This window comes from Embleya scabrispora (assembly GCF_002024165.1).
GTDB classification, from domain to species: Bacteria; Actinomycetota; Actinomycetes; order Streptomycetales; family Streptomycetaceae; genus Embleya; species Embleya scabrispora_A.
In genome coordinates this window covers 2,347,109-2,367,748 of sequence record NZ_MWQN01000001.1, presented here as the reverse complement: position 1 = coordinate 2,367,748, position 20,640 = coordinate 2,347,109, and the positions used below count along the sequence as shown (strand labels likewise).

The following is a 20,640-nucleotide window of genomic DNA, read 5'->3' as shown; positions in this document are numbered from 1 at the left end:
CTGGTGCGTTCCCGACGGTGTTTCCTTCAGGCACGGTAGCCGCCCTGGTGTTGTCGCGATCCATGCACATAATGTTCGAGTGAATAACGATCTGCACAGCGCCCCCGAAGCAGCTCCCGCCACCGTCCTGATCGGCGAGGCCGGGATGTCCCCGAGGGACGTCCTCGCGGTCGCCCGCGCCGGCGCACGCGTCGAACTCGCCGAAAGCGCGATCAAGGCGATGACCGGCTCCCGGGCCGTCGTCGAAGGACTCGCCGCGCGCACCGAACCCGTCTACGGGGTGTCCACCGGCTTCGGCGCGCTCGCCGTCCGGCACATCAGCCCCGAACTGCGTACGCGCCTGCAACACTCGCTGGTCCGCTCGCACGCCGCCGGGATGGGCCCGCGCGTCGAGGACGAGGTGGTCCGCGCGCTGATGCTGCTCCGGCTCAAGACGCTGTGCTCGGGTCGCACGGGCGTGCGGCCGGTCGTCGCGCGCACCATGGCCGCGTTGCTGAACGCCGGCATCACGCCGGTGGTCCGCGAATTCGGCTCGCTCGGGTGCAGCGGGGACCTGGCGCCGCTCGCGCACTGCGCCCTCGTGCTCACCGGCGAGGGCGAGGCGGCCGGCCCCGACGGCGAGGTGCGCCCCGCCGCCGAACTGCTCGCCGTTGCCGGGATCGAGCCGATCGAGCTCAAGGAGAAGGAGGGTCTGGCGCTGATCAACGGCACCGACGGCATGCTCGGCATGTTGTTGATGGCCGGCGCCGACCTGGCCCGACTGTTCACCACCGCCGACATCACCGCCGCGATGACGATGGAGGCGCTGCTCGGCACCTCGCGCGTGCTCGACCCGGCGCTGCACGCCATCCGCCCGCACCCGGGCCAGGCGGCCAGCGCGGCCAACATGCTGCGGGTGCTCCAGGGCTCGGCGCTGACCGGGCACCACCAGGACGCGGCGCCGCGCGTGCAGGACGCGTACTCGGTGCGCTGCGCCCCGCAGGTGGCCGGCGCCGGCCGGGACACGCTGGCCCACGCGCTGCTGGTCGCCGACCGCGAACTGGCCGCCGCCGTGGACAACCCGGTGATCCTGGAGGACGGCCGGATCGAGTCCAACGGGAACTTCCACGGCGCCCCCGTCGGCTACGTGCTCGACTTCCTCGCCGTCGCGGTCGCCGACCTCGGTTCGATCGCCGAGCGCCGCACCGACCGGCTGCTCGACCCGTCCCGCTCGCACGGCCTGCCCGCGTTCCTCGCCGACGACCCGGGTGTCGACTCCGGCCTGATGATCGCGCAGTACACCCAGGCCGCGCTGGTCTCCGAGTGCAAGCGCCTGGCGGTGCCCGCCTCCGCCGACTCCATCCCCAGCTCGGCGATGCAGGAGGACCACGTCTCGATGGGCTGGAGCGCGGCCCGGAAGCTGCGCCGCGCGATCGACAACCTGAACCGCGTCCTGGCGATCGAGCTGACCACCGCCGCCCGGGCACTGGACATGCGGGTGGCCGCCGGGGCCGGTGCGCCCGCGCCCGCGACCGCCGCGGTGGTGGCCGCACTGCGGGCGAGCGGCGGCCAGGGAGTGGGCCCGGACCGCTTCCTGGCACCGGATCTGGAGGCCGCCGACGCCTTCGTCCGCGCGGGCGGTGTGATCGAGGCCGCCCGCTCGGTGGCCGGCGAACTGAACTGATTCCCCATCAGATCAGGCAGGATGACCTGATACCGCGGCCGGGACCCACGCAGGTCCCCGGCCGCGGCATCGGCGCGGACCGCGATCGGCCCGCGTCGGCCCGGGTCCGCGGCGGCACTCGGGCGACGTGCGAACAGCGAGGAGACATGCCGGTGGCCGACGACGACGCGAGCCCTTCCGCCCGCCTGCTCGCCCTGTTCGAGCGCCACCGGCTCACCCCCACCCAGCGCCGGATCGCGCACTGCCTGGTCCGGCACGCGGGCGAGGCGGTGTTCCTCTCCAGCGTCGAGGTGGCCCAACTCGCCGGGGTCAGCCAGCCGTCGGTGACCCGGTTCGCGGTCGCGCTCGGCTTCGACGGATACCCGGCGCTGCGCCGGCACCTGCGCGAGTTGGGCCTGCCGACCACGCCCGAGTCGGCCACCGAGGTGGACCGCAACGAGTACGTCGGCGCCGTGCACGCCGAGATCGCCAACCTGGCCCGGCTCGCGGACCAGCTCGCCGACCCGGGCCCGATCGCGCGCGCGGCCGAACTGCTCGCGCCCTCGCGGCCGTTGGTGGTGCTCGGGCTGCGCACCGGGATGGCGCCGGCGCGCGGCTTCGGCTACTTCGCCGCCAAGGTGCTGCCCGAGGTCCGGGTCCTGGACGAGGGCGGCTCGCTGCTCGTGGACCGGCTCGACCAGGCCCGCGCGGCGGGCGCCACGGGCCTGCTGTGCTTCGCGCTGCCGCGCTATCCGAGGGAGTTGGGCGAGGGCCTGCGGGTCGCGCGCGACCTCGGCCTGCGCATCGTGACGGTCACCGACAGCCCGTTCGCCCCGGCGGCGGCCCTGTCCGACGCGGTCCTGATCGCGGGCGTCGGCTCGCAGTTGGTCTTCGACTCGTACGGCGCCCCGATCCTGATGGGCCAAATCCTCCTGCAGGCCATGTGCGACATCGAACCCACCCGAACCCAGGCCAGACTGGAGGACTTCGAACGCCAAGCCGGCGAGCGGGGCCTGTTCACAACGTGAGCGGCGGCCCCGCGCACGAGAGCGACGGGCGCCTGCTCGACATGCGGAATCATTCATCCCATGGCAACCGAGAGCTTCCCTCCCCCGTCCGGAACCAGGGATTTCCTCGCAGCCGAATTCGAAGCCCGCGAACGGGCGTTCGCCACGGTTCGAGACGTCTTTGCTCGGTTTGGCTTCCAGCCGCTGCAGACTCCCGTGTTCGAACGGCTCGAAGTCCTGACGGGCAAGTATGGCGACGAGGGCGACAAGCTTGTCTTCAAGATCCTTCGGCGTGGGGAGCACGAAGCGACCGGGGAGGCGGATCTGGCGCTGCGCTATGACCACACGGTCCCTCTCGCGCGGGTGGTGGCAGCGTACGGGAGCCGGCTTCCGACGCCGTACAAGCGGTACGCACTGGCGCCTGTATGGCGCGCCGATCGCCCGGGCAAGGGTCGCTTTCGGGAGTTTGTGCAATGTGACCTGGACGTTGTGGGTAGCGCGTCCCCGCTGGCCGACGCCGAGGTCGTGTCCGCCCTGTATGCAGCGCTGGACGCACTCGGCGTTCCCGGGTTCCGCTTCATGGTCAACAGCCGCAAGGTCCTCATGGGGCTGTTGGAGGTGTATGGGGTGCCGGCCGACGCCGGCGGAGGCGTGCTGATCACGCTGGACAAACTCGACAAGCTCCGCCCGGAAGCGGTCATACGGGAACTGGTCGAAGGCCGAGGCCAGTTCGAAGCAACCGCGAGCAGCCTGGTTGCCGACCTCACGGCGCCCGACTCGATCACACGCATTCGCAAGGAGTTGACGAACAGTTCGATCGGACAGGAAGGGTTGGCCGAGATCGATCGGCTCCTGGATCTGCTGTCCGCCACGGTCCCGCGCGAGCGCATCGCCTTTGTGCCGAGCCTGGTTCGGGGTCTCGACTACTACACGGGTGTCATCTACGAGGTGACGGCGCCGGGCATGCCCGGGTCGATCGCCTCGGGCGGACGGTACGACGGCCTCATCGGGCGCATGTCCGGCGGTGCCGAAACTCCCGCTTGTGGTGGGTCGTTGGGAATCGAACGCATCCTTCCCTTGCTGACATCGGCCGGCGAGAAGCCTGCTTCCGCGCTGGACGTCGCGGTGACCGTGCTCGGAGACGACCACGCCGACGAAGCGTTTCGGATGGCTGCCGCAGTCCGTCGCGCCGGGCTGCGTACGGGCGTCTACATGGGTTCGAGTAGCAAGCTCGCCCGGCAGTTGAAATGGGCGGCGGCCGAAGGCGCGCGGTTCTGTCTGATCTACGGCGACCGCGAACGAGACGCCGGTGAGGTGATCGTTCGCGACATGACGACCGGCGAGCAAACGACGCACCCGGTCGACCAGGTCGCCGGGTCTTTCGCCGAATAGTCGAACACGGCACAGCCGCGCCCGCGTTCTCCGAGGGCGCGGCTGCCGACTGACGTGGAACTGCTTCGGGCGGCACGGCGGTTGATGCGGGTGGACCAGTTCGGACGCGGTGGGGGCAAGGTTACGATCGCGGTGCCGTCGGAGCGGCGTGTGTCGCCTGCGGGTATCGCGTGGGGCCCTGCGAGAGCGGAGACGTGATGGGCGCGGAGGGGCGGTGGGCGCGTCCGGGTGGTGGCGCATCAGGCGCAATCGCGACCGGTCGATGACGAGTCCCGGGGATGCGGCCTTCGAGCTGCGCAAGGGCTGGAATCGGGCCACCGTGCTGGTCTGCGTGTTCGATGTGGGCTTGGCCGGTGCCGGGTTTCTGGTGCCCGGCTGGGGTGTGGCCGTCGTTCTGTGGGTGATGGCCGCTACCGGGCTGCCGGTGGCGGCCAGCGCGATACGCGGCAACTGGTTCTTTCGCGCCGACGCCGAGGGACCTGTGATCCGTTCCACGACGATCCGCGGTGATCATCGAGTGCGTCTGCCATGGAACCGGGTCGACGCGATAGTCGTCTGGAAGATGAATCACAACACGTGGATAGGCGTCATCCCCCGCCCCGATGCGGTGCCGAGAGGCGCGGGCCCGACGTGGCTGCGTCGCGTTGGACGGTGGGTGGCCGGGGATGCCGCCGAGATGTGCACCCTGGTGCATGGAGTCCGCCTCGATCTGCCTCAACTGGCGCAACTGCTGGATGAGTTTGCTCCGCATGTCGCCCTCGTCGACCAGAGTGGACGGCGGACGGTGGTCCATCGACGGGGCTTCGACGAAGACCCGCTCGGGTAGACGGACGCAGCGGCGCGCAGCGCACAGGTGGCCAATCGCCGGCCACCCCTCAGCCACGATCCGTTGCCGCGCCGCACAGGCTGTGCTTCGCGCTGCCGCGCTGCCCGAGGGAGTTGGGCGAGGACCTGCGGGTCGGCATCGGCTCGCAACTGGTCTTCGACTCGTACGGCGCCCCGATCCTGATGGGCCGGATCCTCCCGCAGGCCATGTGCGACATCGAATCGACCCGCACCCGGGCCAGGCTGAAGGACTTCGAACGCCAATCCGGCGACCGCAGCCTGTTCACGACCTGGGGCCGGCCCCCTGTCGACACGACCGTCCGCACGCGCCCAAGAGGCGGGACGTCCCGTCATCTCCCCACGGCAGGATCCGGATGGGAAGGAGCTTTCCGGAGTGCAGGCGGGAGCACCGATTGTGGGAAATGGCCCGGCCGACTCAGGGATTGCCGGTCATTCGGAACGGCCTTGCCAGGCCCCGGGGCTCCAGGTCGAAGCGGCACCACACCGTCTTGCCGCCGATGCCCAGTGGGCCCCAGGACATGAAGTCCGATGTCGCTTCGACCATCCGCAGGCCGCGCAGCGAGTCGCCGATCCGGTGCGGGACCGACAGCGACGGCTGCAACACCCGTCGGTCGGGCATCACGGGTGGTCGCGGGTCCGAGTCCCGGACCTCGATTGCCATCGCCCGCTTCGGCCAGAACAGCAGGCGGACCGTGAACGTACGTCCCAGCCACGTCAGTTGATCCGGCATCATCGCGTGCAGAACCGCGTTGGTGGCCAACTCGGAGGCGCAGAGTGTGGCTTCGTCGGTCAGTTCGAGCAGGTTCCAATCGGCCATGGCCGCCCACGTCAACGCTCGTGCCTGCGCCACCGCAGCCGGGTGTGACTCCCACGTACGTTCTCGGACCCATACGGGGTCCCACCCCGGACCGGCGAGCACCGCTCCGAGCCAACGTTCACCCGGACTCAGCCGCCCATCCGCCTCCGACCATTGGGAGTTGGATGCGGAGTCCCGCTCCCGCTCGTCACGCCCAACCCGCGTGACCACGTGGCGTAGGCCGGTCCGCCCTGTGTGCCCTTTGCTCATGTGTAGATCGTGGCAACGAGTCCGGGACGACGAAACTATGCAAAAGGATCACAGAGGGACGTCTTACGCGGTAGGAACGTCCCTTGAAACGTCCTGGAGGAGTCCTATGGAGAACGAGCGGCTACAGGCAACGATGGCGGGGCGGGGGATCGACGCGCGAGCCCTGGCCAACCGAGTGGGAGTGGACGTCAAGACGGTGGAACGGTGGGTGAGAGGTCGTGTACCACGCCAACGACTTGCCGTCTGCGCCGCTGAAGTATTAGAGGAGGACGCAGTGTTTCTCTGGCCGAGCCTGCATCGAGGGCGCGCGGCGCGCGCCGTCTCTCCGGAGGTGGTAGCGGTCTATGGGCAACGTGCGGAAGTGTCACCCGCCATGTGGCGATCGTTCTTCGAGCAAGCCGAGAACAACATCGACATCCTCGTGTACGCAGGTAACCACCTGCACGAGTCCATCCCAGGGTTCGACGGGCTCCTTGCGGCGAAGGCCGAGCAGGGGTGCCTGATCCGCATCGCGCTGGGAGATCCCGACTCGGAGAATGTCGTAGCCAAGGGGAGCGAGGAGCGTTTCGGGCACGGCATCGAGAGCCGTTGCCGTCTGGCCCTCATGCACTATCAGCCTCTCGGAAGGCTCGACGGCGTCAACGTGCGTACGCACGGAACCACCCTTTACAACAGCATCTACCGTGCCGACGACGAGTTGTTGGTCAACGCTCATGTATGGGGGGTCAACGCGTTCGGCGCACCCGTGTGGCACCTTCGTCGGAGCCCGGGTGGAGACATGGTGAACAGCTACCGTCAGTCTTTCGACGCCGTCTGGGAACGAAGCTCACCGGTAGCGTGAGGTCGTGGCACGAACCGACTACTACGACGATCCGAACGCGCCCGTGCCCAACTCCCTCGTCGTCGCTGCGTCCGTTGTCGTGGCCGACGAGCGACGACGGGTGCTCGTACAGCGGCGTGCGGACTCGGGTAACTGGGCCCTGCCCGGCGGAACGATGAACCTCGGCGAGTCGCTTCCTCAATGCGCCGTTCGAGAGACTCGTGAAGAGACCGGCCTCGTCGTCGAGATCGTCGGCCTTGTCGGCATGTATACCGACCCACGTCATGTGATCGCCTACGCGGACGGGGAAGTACGACAACAGTTCAACGTGTGCTTCGTCGCGCGAATCATCGGTGGCGAACTGACACCCTCCGACGAGTCCACCGCTCTGGGCTTCAGAACACCGGCCGAGTTGCGGGAGTTGCCGATGCACTACACGCAGCGTCTGCGCCTTCGTCACTATCTCGCGGGCGAAGACCGGCCGTACCTGGGCTGATCTGCCGCCCATGAGCATCGCCGCAGGTCAAGCCCATGGCACAGGAGTCGCCCCTGATTGCGGGCTCGGCACTCGATCGTCGCGCGGTCCTGGCTTATCGCCTTCCGTTTCCGGTTCGGGCCGCACTCCTCGGCGGCCGAGGCACTCCCGACGCTTGGGCAACACCGTCCATACGAATCCCGGGATCGGCCGACTCCCTCAGTGGCGATCAGGCTTTGTGCCGCACAGGCGGAGGGTGCTTTGTAGGCACAGGGTTTGTGCTTCCGCTCTGGTGAGGTGGCCGGTGGTGGTTTCGGCGACCGCGGCGTGTTGGAGGGCGAAGATGGCGGGGGCGAGCCAGGCGGCGGACGGGGTCGGGGCGAAGTCGCCCGACCGTTGGCCGCGTTCGAGGAGGCGTTCCAGGCGGGGTGGGGCGAAGTCGTGGGGGTCGTCGATCGGGCGGGGGATTTGGGGGGCGCCGGCGTTGACCAGCAGGGGGTAGCGGTCCAGGAAGTGCCAGCCGGCGTCGAGGAAGCGGGTCAGGGCTTCCACCGGTGGGGCCGTGTCGAGGTCCGCCTCGTCCAGCAGGCCGGCGTATTCGGCGGCTGCCGACTCGACCAGGGCCGCCACCAGCGCGTCCCGGGACGGGAAGTGCGCGTAGACCGTCTGGCGCGTGACGCCGGCCGTGCCGGCGATGTCCTCCATGCTCGCGTCGGGCCGTTCGCCGAGCACCACCCGGGCCGCGTCGAGGATGGCGCCGATGCTGCGTCGGGCGTCGGCGCGGCGGCGGCGCGCCGGCGGCGGAGCGGTGGCGGGCGGGTCGACCATGCCCGGAATCTATGGCTCCCGCCATAACCTTGACAAGCTGCCAGAGTTCGCTCAACTCTTACGTCATGTCAAAGAAAAGCTCGGGTGGCGATCACCCGGCGATCGAGGCACGCGGTCTGGTCAAGGTCTTCGGCGGCAATCGGGCGCTGGACGGCATCGACCTCACCATCGGGCGGGGGCAGGTGTTCGGGTTCGTCGGCCCCAACGGGGCGGGCAAGACCACCACGATCCGCATCCTGGCCACGCTGACCCGGCCGGACGGCGGCACCGCCCGCGTGCTCGGCCACGACGTATCGACCGAGGCGGACACGATCCGCGCCCGGGTGGCGGTGACCGGCCAATACGCCTCCCTCGACGAGGACCTCACCGGCTACGAGAACCTGCTGATCCTGGGCCGACTGCACGGCCTGACCCGGGCCGCCGCCGCACGGCGCGCCGACGACCTGCTCGCCGCGTTCGACCTCACTCGCTCGGCCGGCCGCCCGGTGAGCGGCTACTCGGGAGGCATGCGCCGCCGGCTGGACATCGGCGCCGGCCTGATCACGACCCCCGACGTGCTGTTCCTCGACGAGCCGACCACCGGCCTCGACCCGCGCAGCCGCAACGGGGTGTGGGAGCTGGTCCGCCGGATCGCCGCGGCGGGCACGACCGTGCTGCTCACCACCCAGTATCTGGAGGAGGCCGACCGGCTCGCCGAGCGCATCGTGGTCATCGACGACGGCCGGATCGTGGCCGAGGGCACCGGCGTCCAGCTCAAGTCCCGCGTCGGCGCGGGCACGCTGCACCTGCGACTGCTCGACGGCGAGCACCGCCCGCAGGCGCTGCGGATCCTGGCCGGCGTCCCGGGCTCGGTCCGGCTCGCCGACGACCCGCTCGCCCTGTCCGTGGCGCTCGCCGGCGGATCCGACCCGGCGGACGTCGGCCGACTGGTCGGGCACACGATGACGCGGTTGGCCGACGCCGGGGTGGGGATCGCCGAGTTCTCCCTCGGTCGGCCCAGCCTCGACGAGGCATTCCTTGCCCTGACCGGCCGGCGGACCGCTCCGGCCGGCGCCGAACACGAGGAGTCGCACGCATGACGACCCGGGACGCCGCGACGCACGCCGACCCGATCGACGCCCTGCTCGCCGCCGGGCGGGTCCGTCAGCACGCCGGGCCGCTCGCCGCCTCGGCCGCCTTCGGCCGGCGCGCCATGCTCAAGGTCAGGCACGACCCCAAACAACTCGTGGACTCCGCCGCCATCCCGATCCTGTTCACCGTGCTGTTCACCTATCTGTTCGGCGGCGCGCTCGGCGGATCGACCGGCGACTACCTCACGACCCTCCTGCCCGGCGTACTCGGCATGAGCATCGCGATCGTCACGATGTACGGCGGGGCCCGACTCGCGCAGGACGTGCGCAGCGGGGCCTTCGACCGCTTCCGCGGCCTGCCCGTGTGGCGCGGCGCGTTCATCCTCGGCGGCCTGCTCAGCGACGCCGCCCGCTACCTGTTCGCCTCCGCCATCGTGGTGGGCCTCGGCCTGGCCATGGGCTACCGCCCCGCCGGCGGCGTGGCGGGGGTGCTCGCCGCGGTGGCCCTGGTGATCGTGTTCGGACTCGCGCTGTCCCTGCTCTGGGCCGCGGTCGCCCTGGTCGTCCGCGACCCGGCCGTCGTGCTGAGCATCGCCAACGCCGTACTGATCCCGCTCTCGTTCGCCGGCAACATCTTCGTCCGGCCCGACACCATGCCCGACTGGCTCCGGGCCTTCGTCGACATCAACCCGCTCAGCCTGCTCGCCACCGCGTCTCGGGACCTGATGAACGACACCGGCGCCGCCGCCGGCGCGGTCGCCTGGTCCCTCGCCATGACCGCCGGCATCGCCCTCGTGTGCGCCCCGATCACGCTCCGCCTGTACGGCAGGCAGGGCTGAGCGGGACCGAGAGCAAACAGCACCGGCCTCAACCGCGCCGGCCCGGGTCCTTCTCCAACGTCACCCCGCGCGGCCCGTCGTCCGACCCCCGGTGCGCCGGCATCAGCGTGATCGCCGCCAGCATGGCCGACACGCCCACCACTGCCGAGCCGCCCGCGATCAGCGCGGTGTCCCGATAGCGCGGAATGCTCAGCAGGAACCCCCCGGTGCACAGCAGCGCGCCCGTCATCACCACCAGGGCCACCACGCCCGGCTCCCGCCCGCGCCCGCGCAGCAGCATCACCAGGCCCGCGAACGCCACGAACGCGCCCAGGGCGGTGATCGCCCACAGCACCTCCTGCAGATCCATGCGGTCCGGCTACCCGGTGCCGGTCCCGGCCGATCGCCGGGCGGCGGAAATGGCACCGGATGGGTCAAATGCCGCGCTGTCGCGGTCCTCGCGCCGTCCACTCGGCCGGCTCCCTTGGCGCCACCTCACGGAACAGATAGATTCACTTCGGAAGCGACTGAATGTTTTCATACAGATTCGTACGTCGAAGCAGAAGGGGCGCCGCCATGTCGGACCACACCGCAGGACCGCGCGAGGTGCGCGCACCGCGCGGCAGCACGCTCACCACCCGGGGCTGGCAGCAGGAGGGCGCCCTGCGGATGTTGCTCAACAACCTCGACCCCGAGGTCGCCGAGCACCCGGACAAGCTGGTCGTCTACGGCGGCACCGGCAAGGCCGCCCGCGACTGGCGCTCCTTCGAGGCGATCACCCGCACGCTGACCACGCTGGGGCAGGACGAGACGCTGCTCGTGCAGTCGGGCCGTCCGGTCGGCGTGATGCAGACCCACGAGTGGGCGCCGCGCGTGCTGATCGCCAACTCCAACCTGGTGCCCGACTGGGCCAACTGGGAGGAGTTCCGCCGGCTGGAGTCGGCCGGGCTGACCATGTACGGCCAGATGACCGCCGGTTCGTGGATCTACATCGGCACTCAGGGCATCCTCCAGGGCACCTACGAGACCTTCGCCGCCGTCGCCGCCAAGCGCTTCGGCGGCAGCCTGGAGGGCACCATCACCCTCACCGCCGGGCTCGGCGGCATGGGCGGCGCGCAGCCGCTGGCCGTCACCATGAACGGCGGCGTGGTCATCTGTATCGACTGCGACCCCTCGCGCATCGACCGCCGGATCGAGCACGGCTACTGCGACACCCGGGTCGACACCCTCAAGGCGGCCCTGGACCTCGCCGTCGAGGCGCGCGACGCCCGCCGGCCGCTGTCCATCGGCCTGCTCGGCAACGCCGCCGAACTGGTCCCGCAGCTGCTCGCGATGGACGCCCCGATCGACATCGTCACCGACCAGACCTCGGCCCACGACCCGCTCGCCTACCTGCCGGTCGGCGTCGCGTTCGAGGACATGGCCGAATACGCGCGGACCAAGCCCGCCGAGTTCACCGACCGCGCGCGCGAGTCGATGGCCAGGCACGTCGAGGCCATGGTCGGCTTCCAGGACAAGGGCGCCGAGGTCTTCGACTACGGCAACTCGATCCGCGGCGAGGCACAACTCGCGGGCTACACCCGGGCGTTCGACTTCCCCGGCTTTGTCCCCGCGTACATCCGGCCGCTGTTCTGCGAGGGCAAGGGCCCGTTCCGCTGGGCCGCGCTCTCCGGCGACGCGCGCGACATCGCCAAGACCGACAAGGCCGTGCTCGACCTGTTCCCGGAGAACGAGTCGCTGGCCCGCTGGATCAAGCTGGCCCAGGAGAAGGTGCACTTCCAGGGGCTGCCCGCGCGGATCTGCTGGCTCGGCTACGGCGAGCGGGACAAGGCGGGCGCGCGGTTCAACGACATGGTCGCCTCGGGCGAGTTGGCCGCGCCGATCGTGATCGGCCGCGACCACCTCGACTGCGGCTCGGTGGCCAGCCCGTACCGCGAGACCGAGGGCATGCTCGACGGTTCCGACGCGATCGCCGACTGGCCGCTGCTCAACGCGATGGTCAACGTGGCCTCCGGCGCCTCGTGGGTGTCCATCCACCACGGCGGCGGGGTCGGCATCGGCCGCTCGATCCACGCGGGCCAGGTCACCGTCGCCGACGGCACGCCGCTGGCCGGCGAGAAGATCCGCCGCGTGCTCACCAACGACCCCGGCATGGGTGTGATCCGCCACGTCGACGCGGGCTACGACCTGGCCGGCGAGGTCGCGGACGAGCGTGGTGTGCGGGTGCCGATGCGGGAAGGCGACGCGTGAGTACCGGCTTCGAGGCGATGTGGCGCGACCTGCTCCCGGTGGGTCGCGCCGCGTCCGGCGGTTATCGCCGCTTCGCGTGGACCGGGGCCGACGCCGAGTGCCGCGCGTGGTTTCGCGAGCAGGCACAGAGCCGCGGACTGCTGTACGAGGAGGACCGCAACGGCAACCAGTGGGCGTGGACCGCGACCGGCCCCGACGCGGTCGTGATCGGCAGCCACCTCGACTCGGTGCCCGACGGCGGCGCCTACGACGGACCCTTGGGCGTGGTCTCCTCCTTCGCCGCGCTCGACATGCTGCGCGAGCGCGGCGAGGAGCCGACCCGTCCGCTGGGCATCGTCAACTTCGGCGACGAGGAGGGCGCCCGGTTCAACGTGGCCTGCGTCGGATCCCGGCTCACCGCCGGGGTGTTGACGCCGGATCAGGCGCGCGCGCTGAAGGACGCCGACGGGGTGTTCCTGGGCGACGCGATGGAGCGCGCCGGATTCGACCCCGCCGCGATCGGGCCCGACCCCGAACGGCTCGGCCGCATCGCCGCGTTCGTCGAACTGCACGTGGAGCAGGGCCGCGACCTGGTGCACCGGGACCGCGCGGTGGGCGTCGCCTCGGCGATCTGGCCGCACGGGCGCTGGCGCTTCGACTTCCGGGGCGAGGCCAACCACGCGGGCACCACCCGCCTGGAGGACCGCCGCGACCCGATGCTCACCTACGCCAACACCGTGCTCGCCGCCCGCAAGAAGGCCCATCTCGCCGGTGCCCTGGCCACCTTCGGCAAGGTCGACGCGCGTCCCGGCGCGGCCAACGCGATCGCGTCCGAGGTGCACGGCTGGCTCGACGCGCGCGCCGCCGACGAACAGACCCTGGACGAGGTGGTCGGCGAGATCATCCGCACCGCCACCGAGCGCGGCGAGCGCGACGCGGTCTGCGTCCAGGTCGCCCGCGAGTCGTACACGCCGATCGTCGAGTTCGCCGCCCCGCTGCGCGACCGCATCGCCAAGCGGCTCGGCGGCGCGCCGATCCTGCCCACCGGCGCCGGCCACGACGCGGGCATCCTGTCCGCGCACGTGCCCACCGCGATGGTGTTCGTCCGCAACCCCACCGGCGTGTCGCACTCGCCGGCGGAGAGCGCGGAGATGGTGGACTGCCTCGCGGGCGTGGCGGCGCTGGCCGACGTGGTGACGGACCTGACGAGCGAGGACGCGGTGTGAGCGAATACTGGTGTGAACTGGTGTGGACCCGCACCGGGATCGAGCGCGACGTGGTGCTCTCGATCCTGGACGGCCGCATCGCCTCGGTCACCCCCGACCGCCCGGTGCCGGCCGGCGCCTCGGTGTTGCCTGGACTGACCCTGCCGGGCCTGGCCAACGCCCACTCGCACGCCTTCCACCGGGCGCTGCGCGGGCGCACCCAGTCCGGCACCGGCACCTTCTGGACCTGGCGCGACCAGATGTACAAGGCGGCCGGCCGGCTCGACCCGGACACCTACCTCGCGCTCGCGCGGGCGGTGTACGCCGAGATGGCGCTGGCCGGGATCACCTCCGTGGGCGAGTTCCACTACCTGCACCACGGCCCCGACGGCACGCCGTACGACGACCCCAACGCCATGGGCCACGCGCTGATCGAGGCGGCTCGGCAGGCCGGGGTCCGGCTCACCCTGCTCGACACCTGCTACCTGCACGGCGGCCTCACCGCCGACGGCCACCAGCCGCTCCAAGGCGTGCAGCGCCGCTTCGGCGACGGCACCTCCGACGGCTGGTACGAGCGCTGGAGCGCGCTGCGCGGCGACGCCAACACCCGGATCGGGGCGGCCATCCACTCGGTGCGGGCGTTCGCCAAGGCGGACGACTACGCCGGCTGGGCGGCGCGCACCGAGGGCGTCCCGGTCCACGTACATCTGTCCGAGCAGCCCGCCGAGAACGCCGCGTGCGTCGCGCACTACGGGCTGACCCCCACCGGACTGCTCGACGCGCACGGGTTCTGGAGCCCGAACGCGACGGCGGTACACGCCACCCACCTCACCGACGCCGACATCGCCGCACTGGCCCGGTCCGGGGCGGGGGTCTGCTTCTGCCCGACCACCGAGCGCGACCTCGCCGACGGCATCGGCCCGGCCGGCGACCTGGTCCGGTCCGGGGTGCCGCTGTCCCTGGGCAGCGACAGCCAGGCGGTGATCGACCTGTTTGAGGAGGCCCGCGCGGTCGAACTCGACGAACGCCTGCGCACCGGGCGACGCGGCCACTTCACCTCGGCCGCGCTGCTCGCCTACGCCACGACCGTCGGCCACCGGGCCCTCGGTTGGCCGGACGCGGGTCGGATCGAGGCGGGTGCCCTGGCCGACCTCACCACGATCGGTCTGGACTCGGTGCGGCTGGCCGGCACCATGCCCCGGCTGGCCGGCGAGGCGGCCGTGTTCGCGGCCGCCGCGGGCGATGTCACGCACGTGCTGGTCGACGGCCGGGTCGTCGTCCGCGACGGCGTGCACCAACTCGTGGACGCGGTCCCGCAGGCGCTGACCACGGCCATTCACGATCTGTTCCGCTGAACCATGGCCGCTCCCCGTCGGAGCGGCCGCCACCCCGGACCGAAGGGACCACTCGCGCGTGGCCACCACCCTGATCACCAACATCGGCTCGCTGGTCACCAACGACCCCGAACTCGGCGCCGGTCCCCTCGGCCTGCTCCGGGACGCGGCCCTCGTGCTCGACGGCGACCGCATCGTGTGGGTGGGGGCCGCCGCGAGCGCCCCGGACGCGGACAACCGGCACGACGCCGAGGGCCGCGCGGTCCAGCCCGGATTCGTCGACTCGCACTCGCACCTGGTCTTCGCCGGGGACCGTACCGCCGAGTTCGACGCGCGGATGTCCGGCCAGGCGTACCAGGCCGGCGGGATCCGCACCACGGTGGCAGCGACCCGGGCCGCGAGCGAGCAGCAGCTGGCCGCGAACGCCGGCCGGCTGGTCGGCGAGGCGGCGCGGCAGGGCACCACCACGATCGAGATCAAGTCCGGCTACGGCCTCACCGTCGCCGACGAGGAACGCGCGCTGCGGATCGCGTCGGCGTTCACCGCCGAGACCACCTACCTCGGCGCGCACATCGTCGCGCCGGAATACGCCGAGGATCCGGCCGGCTACGTCGACCTGGTCACCGGCCCGATGCTGGACGCCTGCGCGCCGCACGCGCGCTGGGTGGACGTCTTCTGCGAGCGCGGCGCGTTCGACGGCGACCAGGCCCGGGCGATCCTGACCGCCGGCAAGGCCAAGGGCCTGATCCCGCGCGTCCACGCAAACCAGCTCGGGCACGGTCCCGGCGTACAACTGGCCGTCGAGCTCGGCGCGGCCTCGGCCGACCACTGCACCCACCTGACCGATGCCGACGTGGACGCGCTCGCGGCCGGCGACACGGTGGCCACGCTGCTGCCCGGCGCGGAGTTCTCCACCCGCGCGGTCTACCCCGACGCCCGCCGGCTGCTCGCCGCCGGCGCCCGGGTGGCGCTGTCCACCGACTGCAATCCCGGCTCCAGCTTCACCACGTCGATGCCGTTCTGCATCGCGCTCGCGGTGCGCGACATGGGCATGACGCCCGACGAGGCGCTGTACGCGGCGACCGCCGGCGGGGCGCGCGCGCTGCGCCGCTCGGACGTGGGCGTGCTGCGGCCGGGGGCCCGCGCCGACGTGGTCGAGCTGGACGCGCCCTCACACGTACACCTCGCCTACCGGCCCGGCGTACCGCTGGTGCGCGCGGTGTGGCGGGCGGGTGTGGCGGTCTGAGCGGGGTCGAGCAGCCGACAGATCGTTCGAAATCGGGGTGCCCGCGTTACGGACCCCCTCTGTCGCGACCCGCCGTGCTCGTGGATACTCCCCGGTAACTCTCTAAGCCAGAAGCGTGGCCGGGACCCCGAGGGTGTGGGGCCCGGACATGCGCAGACGGAAGGAGCGCCGCCCATGGGCCGCCTCGCACAGACCGACGGACTCACCGAAGTCCAGCGGGAGATCCTCGCCACCGTCCGCACCTTCGTGGACAAGGAGATCATCCCGGTCGCGACCGAGCTGGAGCACCGGGACGAGTACCCGGCGGAGATCGTCGAGGGCATGAAGGCCATGGGCCTGTTCGGCCTGATGATCCCGGAGGAGTACGGCGGCCTCGGCGAGTCGCTGCTGACCTACGCGCTGGTGGTCGAGGAGATCGCGCGCGGCTGGATGAGCGTGTCCGGCATCATCAACACGCACTTCATCGTCGCGTACATGATCAAGCAGCACGGCACCGACGAGCAGAAGGCGTACTACCTGCCGAAGATGGCCGAGGGCGAGATCCGCGGCGCGTTCTCGATGTCGGAGCCGCACTGCGGGTCGGACGTGTCGGCGATCCGCACCAAGGCGGTGCCGGACGGCGAGTTCCACGTGCTGAACGGCCAGAAGATGTGGCTCACCAACGGCGGCAGCGCCAACCTCGTCGCGGTGCTGACCAAGACCGAGCTGGGCGAGGACTCGGTCTATCGGAACATGACCACGTTCCTGATCGACAAGGAGTCCGGCTTCGGCGAGACGCGCCCGGGCCTGACCATCCCCGGCAAGATCGACAAGATGGGCTACAAGGGCGTCGACACCACCGAGATGGTGCTCGACAACTGCCGGGTGCCGGCCGATCGCATCCTGGGCGGGGTGCCCGGCAAGGGCTTCTACCAGATGATGGACGGCGTCGAGGTGGGCCGGGTGAACGTGGCCGCGCGCGGCTGCGGGGTGGCGCAGCGCGCGTTCGAGCTGGGCATCCGCTACGCGCAGCAGCGGGAGACCTTCGGCAAGCCGCTGACCGGGCACCAGGCGATCCAGTTCAAGCTCGCGGAGATGGCCACCAAGGTGGAGGCCGCGCACGCGATGATGGTCAACGCGGCGCGCAAGAAGGACGCGGGCGAGCGCAACGACCTCGAAGCGGGGATGGCCAAGTACTTGGCCTCCGAATACTGCAAGGAGGTCGTCGAGGACGCGTTCCGCATCCACGGCGGCTACGGGTTCTCGAAGGAGTTCGAGATCGAACGCCTCTACCGCGAGGCGCCGATGTTGCTGATCGGCGAGGGCACGGCCGAGATCCAGAAGATGATCATCGGGCGGCGGCTGCTGGAGGACTACAAGCTGCGCGGGTGATCCGGCGCCCGGTGGGGTGTGCGGCGGAACCGGCCGTGCACCCCCTGCCGGGGGGTCGTCCCGTGACGCGTCCAAGCGGGTCCGGTATGCGTCCGGTTGCCGTCGCCGGCCGCGTCGCTGCGCGTCGGGGCCGAGATCGCGACCGATGATGGCGACACGCGCAACCTCGAGAGACGGGGAGCCCACCATGGTCGCGAGACATCCGGTACCGGTACCGCCCGGGGAGTTCGTCCGGATCGGCGGGACCGCGCTGCACGTGGTCCGCGAGGGCGCCGGTCCCGTGGTGATCGCCACCAGCGGGCTCGGCGGCGCGTGGTTCGACTGGGATCCCGTGGTGCCGCCGCTCACCGCCGACTGCACGGTGGTGCGCTTCGACCGCCCGGGCCTGGGCTACTCGCAGCCCGACCCGCGGCCGCCCACGCTGGCCCACGAGGCGGATCGCATCGCCGCGTTGGCCGACGCGCTCGCGCTGCCCGGCCCGTACGTCCTGCTCGCCCACTCGCTCGGCGCGTTCCACGTCGAGGGCTTCGCCCGGATGTACCCCGAGCGCACGGCGGGCCTGGTCCTGGTCGACCCGAGCAACGAGGAGAAGCCGCGGCCGCGACCGGCCCGGCAGGCCCGGATCCGGGCCGCCAGGGCGCTGGGCGGGGCGATGCGGGCCACCGGCGTGAGTCGGGCGATCGGGCCGGCGGCGCGGCGCTCGATCCTGTTCACCCAGTCGCGCCGGCACCGGGATGTGGCGGACGCGCGCTGGGTGCGCGGGTCGTACGGCTCGGGGCGGTTCTTCGCGGCGGCGCTCACCGAGAACGCCACGTACTTCGACGTGGCCGCCGAACTCGCCGATCTGCGTCGGGTCGCGCCGCTGCCGGACGTCCCGCTGCGGGTGCTGGCCGCCGCCGGCGGCTACGAGAGCCTGGCCGCCCGAGCCCGCTGGGTGCGGGCGCTGCGCACCCTGGCGAACCTGTCCCCACAGGGCCGCTGCGAGGTGCTGGACGACTCCGCCCACTTCGTCATGCTGGACCGCCCGGACGCGGTGGGGGACGCGGTGCGCGAGGTCTTGGCGGGCTAGACGCCGGCCGGTCACCGCCGCCCGGGCCCGGATCGGTTCGCCTACCCGAGCGGGTCTTGGTCGAAGCCCTGGCGATGCACCACCGTCCGCCGACCGCTCTGGTCGACGAGGGCGACATGCGGGGCGAACTCGCCGAGCAATTCGGCCAATCGGGGAAGATCGATGCGGACTCCGTGCGCTGGTGTGCACATCCGGGCCGCGTCCCCCGCCCCATGCGCGCCGTGCCACGCAGCAAGGCAGGGGCGTCATCACCCGGCAACGACACGCCGGGCCGGGGGATGACGCCGATCCATCGGCTTCGGATTCCAGCCCTTGCGCAGCTCGAAGACCGCCTCCCAGGGGCGCTCGTGGCGCCGCTCCGCTGCCATGACATCTCCGGTCTCGCAGGAGCCCACGCGCTACCCCGCGGGCAACGGACGCCGATCCGACGGCGGCTTGATCGTAACCGTGCCGACGTCGCGCCGGAGTTGTCCTTCGGGTCGACCGGGACACGGCGCATTCGGCCCCTTGGTCACGTGTTGTTACGGATTCCGCCGGGTACAGGCTCCCGGTCGAACGACCACGGGCCGGTTTCCGGCGGCATTCAGGCGAGGCGGCAGCATGTTCGGTCAGAATCTTCCTCCCGGCGCGGGTGCGCCCGGGCCCGACCTGGCGAACACCGGCCAGGTCATCGCGTCCTACACGAACTACGCCGGTGCCCAGCGGGCGGTCGACTATCTGTCGGACCACGAGTTCCCGGTGGAGAACACCGCGATCGTCGGTGCCGACCTGCGCATGGTCGAGAACGTGCTGGGCCGGCTCACCGCCGGCAAGGCGGCGGCGTCCGGTGCGGCGAGCGGTGCGTGGTTCGGGTTGATGATCGGGCTGTTCCTGGGCATCTTCGCGGTGCGCGCGCACGGGTGGCTCTGGCTGGTGCTGATGGGGCTGGTCTGGGGGATCGCCGCGGGTGCCCTGTTCGGCTGGTTGGGGTACAAGGCGCTGGGCGGACGGCGGGACTTCGTCTCCACCAGCCAGATCGTCGCCTCGCGCTACGACGTGGTGGTCCGCCCCGACCTGGCCGAGCGGGCACGCAACCTCGTGGGTCGACTGGAGCTCTAGGTCGGCGGCCGGGCCGCCGACCGCGCCCGCTACAACCAGCCGTTGCGGCGGAAGCCCCGGTGCATGAGCGTGCACACGACCGCGATCACCGACAGCGTCATCGGGTAGCCGTACCGCCACTTCAGCTCGGGCATGTGCTCGAAGTTCATCCCGTACACCCCGGCGAGCATCGTGGGCACGGCGAAGATCGCCACCCAGGCCGAGATCTTGCGCATGTCCTCGTTCTGCGCGACGGTCACCTGCGCGAGGTTGGCCTGGAGGATCGAGGTCAGCAACTCGTCGAACGACGCCACCTGTTCGCCGACCCGGGACAGGTGGTCCTCGACGTCGCGGAAGTACTCGCGGATGTCGGGGTGCACCTGGCGCATCGGCCGCTCGGCGAGCGCGTGCAGCGGGCGGGCGAGCGGGGCGACCGCGCGCTTGAGTTCGAGCAGTTCGCGCTTGAGCTGGTAGATCCGCCCCGCGTCGCCCGCGCCACCGCCGCCGAACACGTCGTTCTCGACCTGGTCGATGTCGTCCTGGATGAGCTGGGCGACGTCGAGGTAGGTGTCCACCACCCGGTCGGCGACCGCGTGCAGCACCGCCGAGGGACCCGCGGCGAGCAGTTCGCCGCCGTCCTCCAGGCGACAGCGCAGATCGCCGAGCGCGCCGTGCCGGCCGTGCCGCACGGTGACCACGAAGTCGTTGCCGAGGAAGACCATGATCTCGCCGGTCTCGACGATCTCGCTGGTCGCGGAGAGCTGTTCGTGCTCGACGTAGGTGACCGTCTTGAACACGGCGAACAGGGTGTCGTCGTAGCGCTCCAGCTTGGGCCGCTGATGCGCGTGTACGGCGTCCTCCACGGCGAGCGGGTGCAGGCCGAACCGTTCGGCGATACCGGACAGTTCGAGCGCGCTGGGCTCGTGCAGGCCGATCCAGACGAAGCCGCCGCCCCGGCGCACCTCGTGGATCGCCGAGTCGGGGTTCGCGTAGCCGTCCAGGCGATGGCCGTCGCGATACACGGCACAGTCCACCACACAGTTCCCGGTCGCCACGGGCGTGCTCGACGGCAGCGGGGTGCGGCGGTACGGGCGGACTGCGGCGCGGAGGTCGCGGATCATCGACATGACGGGCTCCTGGGATGA

General features: G+C 71.2%; 19 protein-coding genes. 15 read left to right on the top strand and 4 right to left on the bottom strand.

The genetic code is table 11. The features are described from left to right. Positions 1-127 precede the first annotated feature (127 nt). The 4 genes from hutH to B4N89_RS10240 all read left to right on the top strand — a co-directional run bounded on the left by hutH (position 128) and on the right by B4N89_RS10240 (position 4,867). Positions 128-1,663, top strand: a complete 1,536-nt coding sequence (gene hutH / locus B4N89_RS10255; protein WP_414646413.1) for a histidine ammonia-lyase — start codon at positions 128-130, stop codon at positions 1,661-1,663. A 146-nt stretch (positions 1,664-1,809) separates the two neighbouring features. After that, positions 1,810-2,670, top strand: a complete 861-nt coding sequence (locus tag B4N89_RS10250) for a MurR/RpiR family transcriptional regulator (protein ID WP_078975579.1) — start codon at positions 1,810-1,812, stop codon at positions 2,668-2,670. Between the two features lie 60 nt (positions 2,671-2,730). Next, entirely contained in the window at positions 2,731-4,041 is a 1,311-nt protein-coding gene (gene hisS / locus B4N89_RS10245; RefSeq protein ID WP_078975578.1) for a histidine--tRNA ligase, read from the top strand. Positions 4,042-4,255: 214 nt separating this feature from the next. Beyond that, positions 4,256-4,867, top strand: coding sequence for a hypothetical protein (locus tag B4N89_RS10240; protein ID WP_143657919.1), 612 nt, complete (start codon positions 4,256-4,258; stop codon positions 4,865-4,867). A gap of 435 nt (positions 4,868-5,302) precedes the next feature. On the opposite strand, the gene B4N89_RS10230 is transcribed toward B4N89_RS10240, so the two are convergent. Continuing rightward, positions 5,303-5,704 (bottom strand): ATP-binding protein, encoded by a 402-nt coding sequence (locus B4N89_RS10230; RefSeq protein WP_078975575.1) that lies wholly within the window; start codon positions 5,702-5,704, stop codon positions 5,303-5,305. Positions 5,705-6,059: 355 nt separating this feature from the next. Between B4N89_RS10230 and B4N89_RS10225 the strand changes: the two genes are divergently transcribed. Continuing rightward, the gene (locus B4N89_RS10225) at positions 6,060-6,794 is read left to right on the top strand and encodes a helix-turn-helix domain-containing protein (protein ID WP_078975574.1); all 735 of its coding nucleotides are present in this window, start codon (positions 6,060-6,062) and stop codon (positions 6,792-6,794) included. A gap of 4 nt (positions 6,795-6,798) precedes the next feature. After that, positions 6,799-7,269 (top strand): NUDIX domain-containing protein, encoded by a 471-nt coding sequence (locus B4N89_RS10220; protein ID WP_078975573.1) that lies wholly within the window; start codon positions 6,799-6,801, stop codon positions 7,267-7,269. 198 nt (positions 7,270-7,467) lie between these two features. Here the strand turns inward: B4N89_RS10220 and B4N89_RS10215 are convergent, their stop codons facing one another. Beyond that, the gene (locus B4N89_RS10215; RefSeq protein WP_078975572.1) at positions 7,468-8,076 is read right to left on the bottom strand and encodes a TetR/AcrR family transcriptional regulator; all 609 of its coding nucleotides are present in this window, start codon (positions 8,074-8,076) and stop codon (positions 7,468-7,470) included. Positions 8,077-8,141: 65 nt separating this feature from the next. On the opposite strand from B4N89_RS10215, the gene B4N89_RS10210 reads away from it, so the two are divergent. Together B4N89_RS10210 and B4N89_RS10205 are read left to right on the top strand one after the other, a co-directional pair. After that, on the top strand, positions 8,142-9,155 hold the full coding sequence (locus B4N89_RS10210) for an ATP-binding cassette domain-containing protein (protein WP_078975571.1): 1,014 nt from the start codon (positions 8,142-8,144) through the stop codon (positions 9,153-9,155). Next, entirely contained in the window at positions 9,152-9,985 is an 834-nt protein-coding gene (locus tag B4N89_RS10205) for an ABC transporter permease (RefSeq protein WP_078975570.1), read from the top strand. Before B4N89_RS10210 ends, B4N89_RS10205 begins: the two co-directional genes overlap by 4 nt. Before the next feature lie 28 nt (positions 9,986-10,013). Here B4N89_RS10205 and B4N89_RS10200 read toward each other — a convergent pair whose 3' ends face one another. Then, the gene (locus tag B4N89_RS10200; RefSeq protein WP_078975569.1) at positions 10,014-10,334 is read right to left on the bottom strand and encodes a hypothetical protein; all 321 of its coding nucleotides are present in this window, start codon (positions 10,332-10,334) and stop codon (positions 10,014-10,016) included. 206 nt (positions 10,335-10,540) lie between these two features. On the opposite strand from B4N89_RS10200, the gene hutU reads away from it, so the two are divergent. From hutU to B4N89_RS10165, 7 genes are all read left to right on the top strand, one after another. Further along, on the top strand, positions 10,541-12,214 hold the full coding sequence (hutU, locus tag B4N89_RS10195; protein ID WP_078975568.1) for a urocanate hydratase: 1,674 nt from the start codon (positions 10,541-10,543) through the stop codon (positions 12,212-12,214). A 17-nt stretch (positions 12,215-12,231) separates the two neighbouring features. Beyond that, on the top strand, positions 12,232-13,419 hold the full coding sequence (locus tag B4N89_RS10190; RefSeq protein WP_078979252.1) for an allantoate amidohydrolase: 1,188 nt from the start codon (positions 12,232-12,234) through the stop codon (positions 13,417-13,419). Further along, positions 13,416-14,753 carry a formimidoylglutamate deiminase gene (locus tag B4N89_RS10185; protein WP_078975567.1) on the top strand — a complete coding sequence of 446 codons (1,338 nt, stop codon included), beginning with the start codon at positions 13,416-13,418 and terminating at the stop codon, positions 14,751-14,753. The genes B4N89_RS10190 and B4N89_RS10185 overlap by 4 nt, the downstream gene beginning before the upstream one ends. Before the next feature lie 58 nt (positions 14,754-14,811). Continuing rightward, a complete protein-coding gene (gene hutI, locus B4N89_RS10180) occupies positions 14,812-15,978 on the top strand; it encodes an imidazolonepropionase (RefSeq protein ID WP_078975566.1) in 1,167 nt (388 codons plus the stop codon). Positions 15,979-16,152: 174 nt separating this feature from the next. Further along, entirely contained in the window at positions 16,153-17,349 is a 1,197-nt protein-coding gene (locus B4N89_RS10175) for an acyl-CoA dehydrogenase family protein (RefSeq protein ID WP_078975565.1), read from the top strand. A 187-nt stretch (positions 17,350-17,536) separates the two neighbouring features. Further along, positions 17,537-18,418, top strand: coding sequence for an alpha/beta fold hydrolase (locus B4N89_RS10170; protein WP_078975564.1), 882 nt, complete (start codon positions 17,537-17,539; stop codon positions 18,416-18,418). 600 nt (positions 18,419-19,018) lie between these two features. Continuing rightward, on the top strand, positions 19,019-19,516 hold the full coding sequence (locus B4N89_RS10165) for a general stress protein (RefSeq protein ID WP_078975563.1): 498 nt from the start codon (positions 19,019-19,021) through the stop codon (positions 19,514-19,516). Between the two features lie 29 nt (positions 19,517-19,545). Here B4N89_RS10165 and corA read toward each other — a convergent pair whose 3' ends face one another. Further along, entirely contained in the window at positions 19,546-20,622 is a 1,077-nt protein-coding gene (gene corA, locus B4N89_RS10160; RefSeq protein ID WP_078975562.1) for a magnesium/cobalt transporter CorA, read from the bottom strand. Between the last annotated feature and the right edge of the window lie 18 nt (positions 20,623-20,640).

What these genes read in the sequence shown, in the direction of transcription:
- B4N89_RS10250 (WP_078975579.1), top strand. Translation starts at nt 1,810, where the DNA reads ATGCCGGTGGCCGACGACGACGCGAGCCCTTCCGCCCGCCTGCTCGCC.
- hisS (WP_078975578.1), top strand. Translation starts at nt 2,731, where the DNA reads ATGGCAACCGAGAGCTTCCCTCCCCCGTCCGGAACCAGGGATTTCCTC.
- B4N89_RS10230 (WP_078975575.1), bottom strand. Translation starts at nt 5,704, where the DNA reads ATGGCCGATTGGAACCTGCTCGAACTGACCGACGAAGCCACACTCTGC.
- B4N89_RS10225 (WP_078975574.1), top strand. Translation starts at nt 6,060, where the DNA reads ATGGAGAACGAGCGGCTACAGGCAACGATGGCGGGGCGGGGGATCGAC.
- B4N89_RS10215 (WP_078975572.1), bottom strand. Translation starts at nt 8,076, where the DNA reads ATGGTCGACCCGCCCGCCACCGCTCCGCCGCCGGCGCGCCGCCGCCGC.
- B4N89_RS10210 (WP_078975571.1), top strand. Translation starts at nt 8,142, where the DNA reads ATGTCAAAGAAAAGCTCGGGTGGCGATCACCCGGCGATCGAGGCACGC.
- B4N89_RS10205 (WP_078975570.1), top strand. Translation starts at nt 9,152, where the DNA reads ATGACGACCCGGGACGCCGCGACGCACGCCGACCCGATCGACGCCCTG.
- B4N89_RS10200 (WP_078975569.1), bottom strand. Translation starts at nt 10,334, where the DNA reads ATGGATCTGCAGGAGGTGCTGTGGGCGATCACCGCCCTGGGCGCGTTC.
- hutU (WP_078975568.1), top strand. Translation starts at nt 10,541, where the DNA reads ATGTCGGACCACACCGCAGGACCGCGCGAGGTGCGCGCACCGCGCGGC.
- B4N89_RS10190 (WP_078979252.1), top strand. Translation starts at nt 12,232, where the DNA reads ATGTGGCGCGACCTGCTCCCGGTGGGTCGCGCCGCGTCCGGCGGTTAT.
- B4N89_RS10175 (WP_078975565.1), top strand. Translation starts at nt 16,153, where the DNA reads ATGGGCCGCCTCGCACAGACCGACGGACTCACCGAAGTCCAGCGGGAG.
- B4N89_RS10170 (WP_078975564.1), top strand. Translation starts at nt 17,537, where the DNA reads ATGGTCGCGAGACATCCGGTACCGGTACCGCCCGGGGAGTTCGTCCGG.
- B4N89_RS10165 (WP_078975563.1), top strand. Translation starts at nt 19,019, where the DNA reads ATGTTCGGTCAGAATCTTCCTCCCGGCGCGGGTGCGCCCGGGCCCGAC.
- corA (WP_078975562.1), bottom strand. Translation starts at nt 20,622, where the DNA reads ATGTCGATGATCCGCGACCTCCGCGCCGCAGTCCGCCCGTACCGCCGC.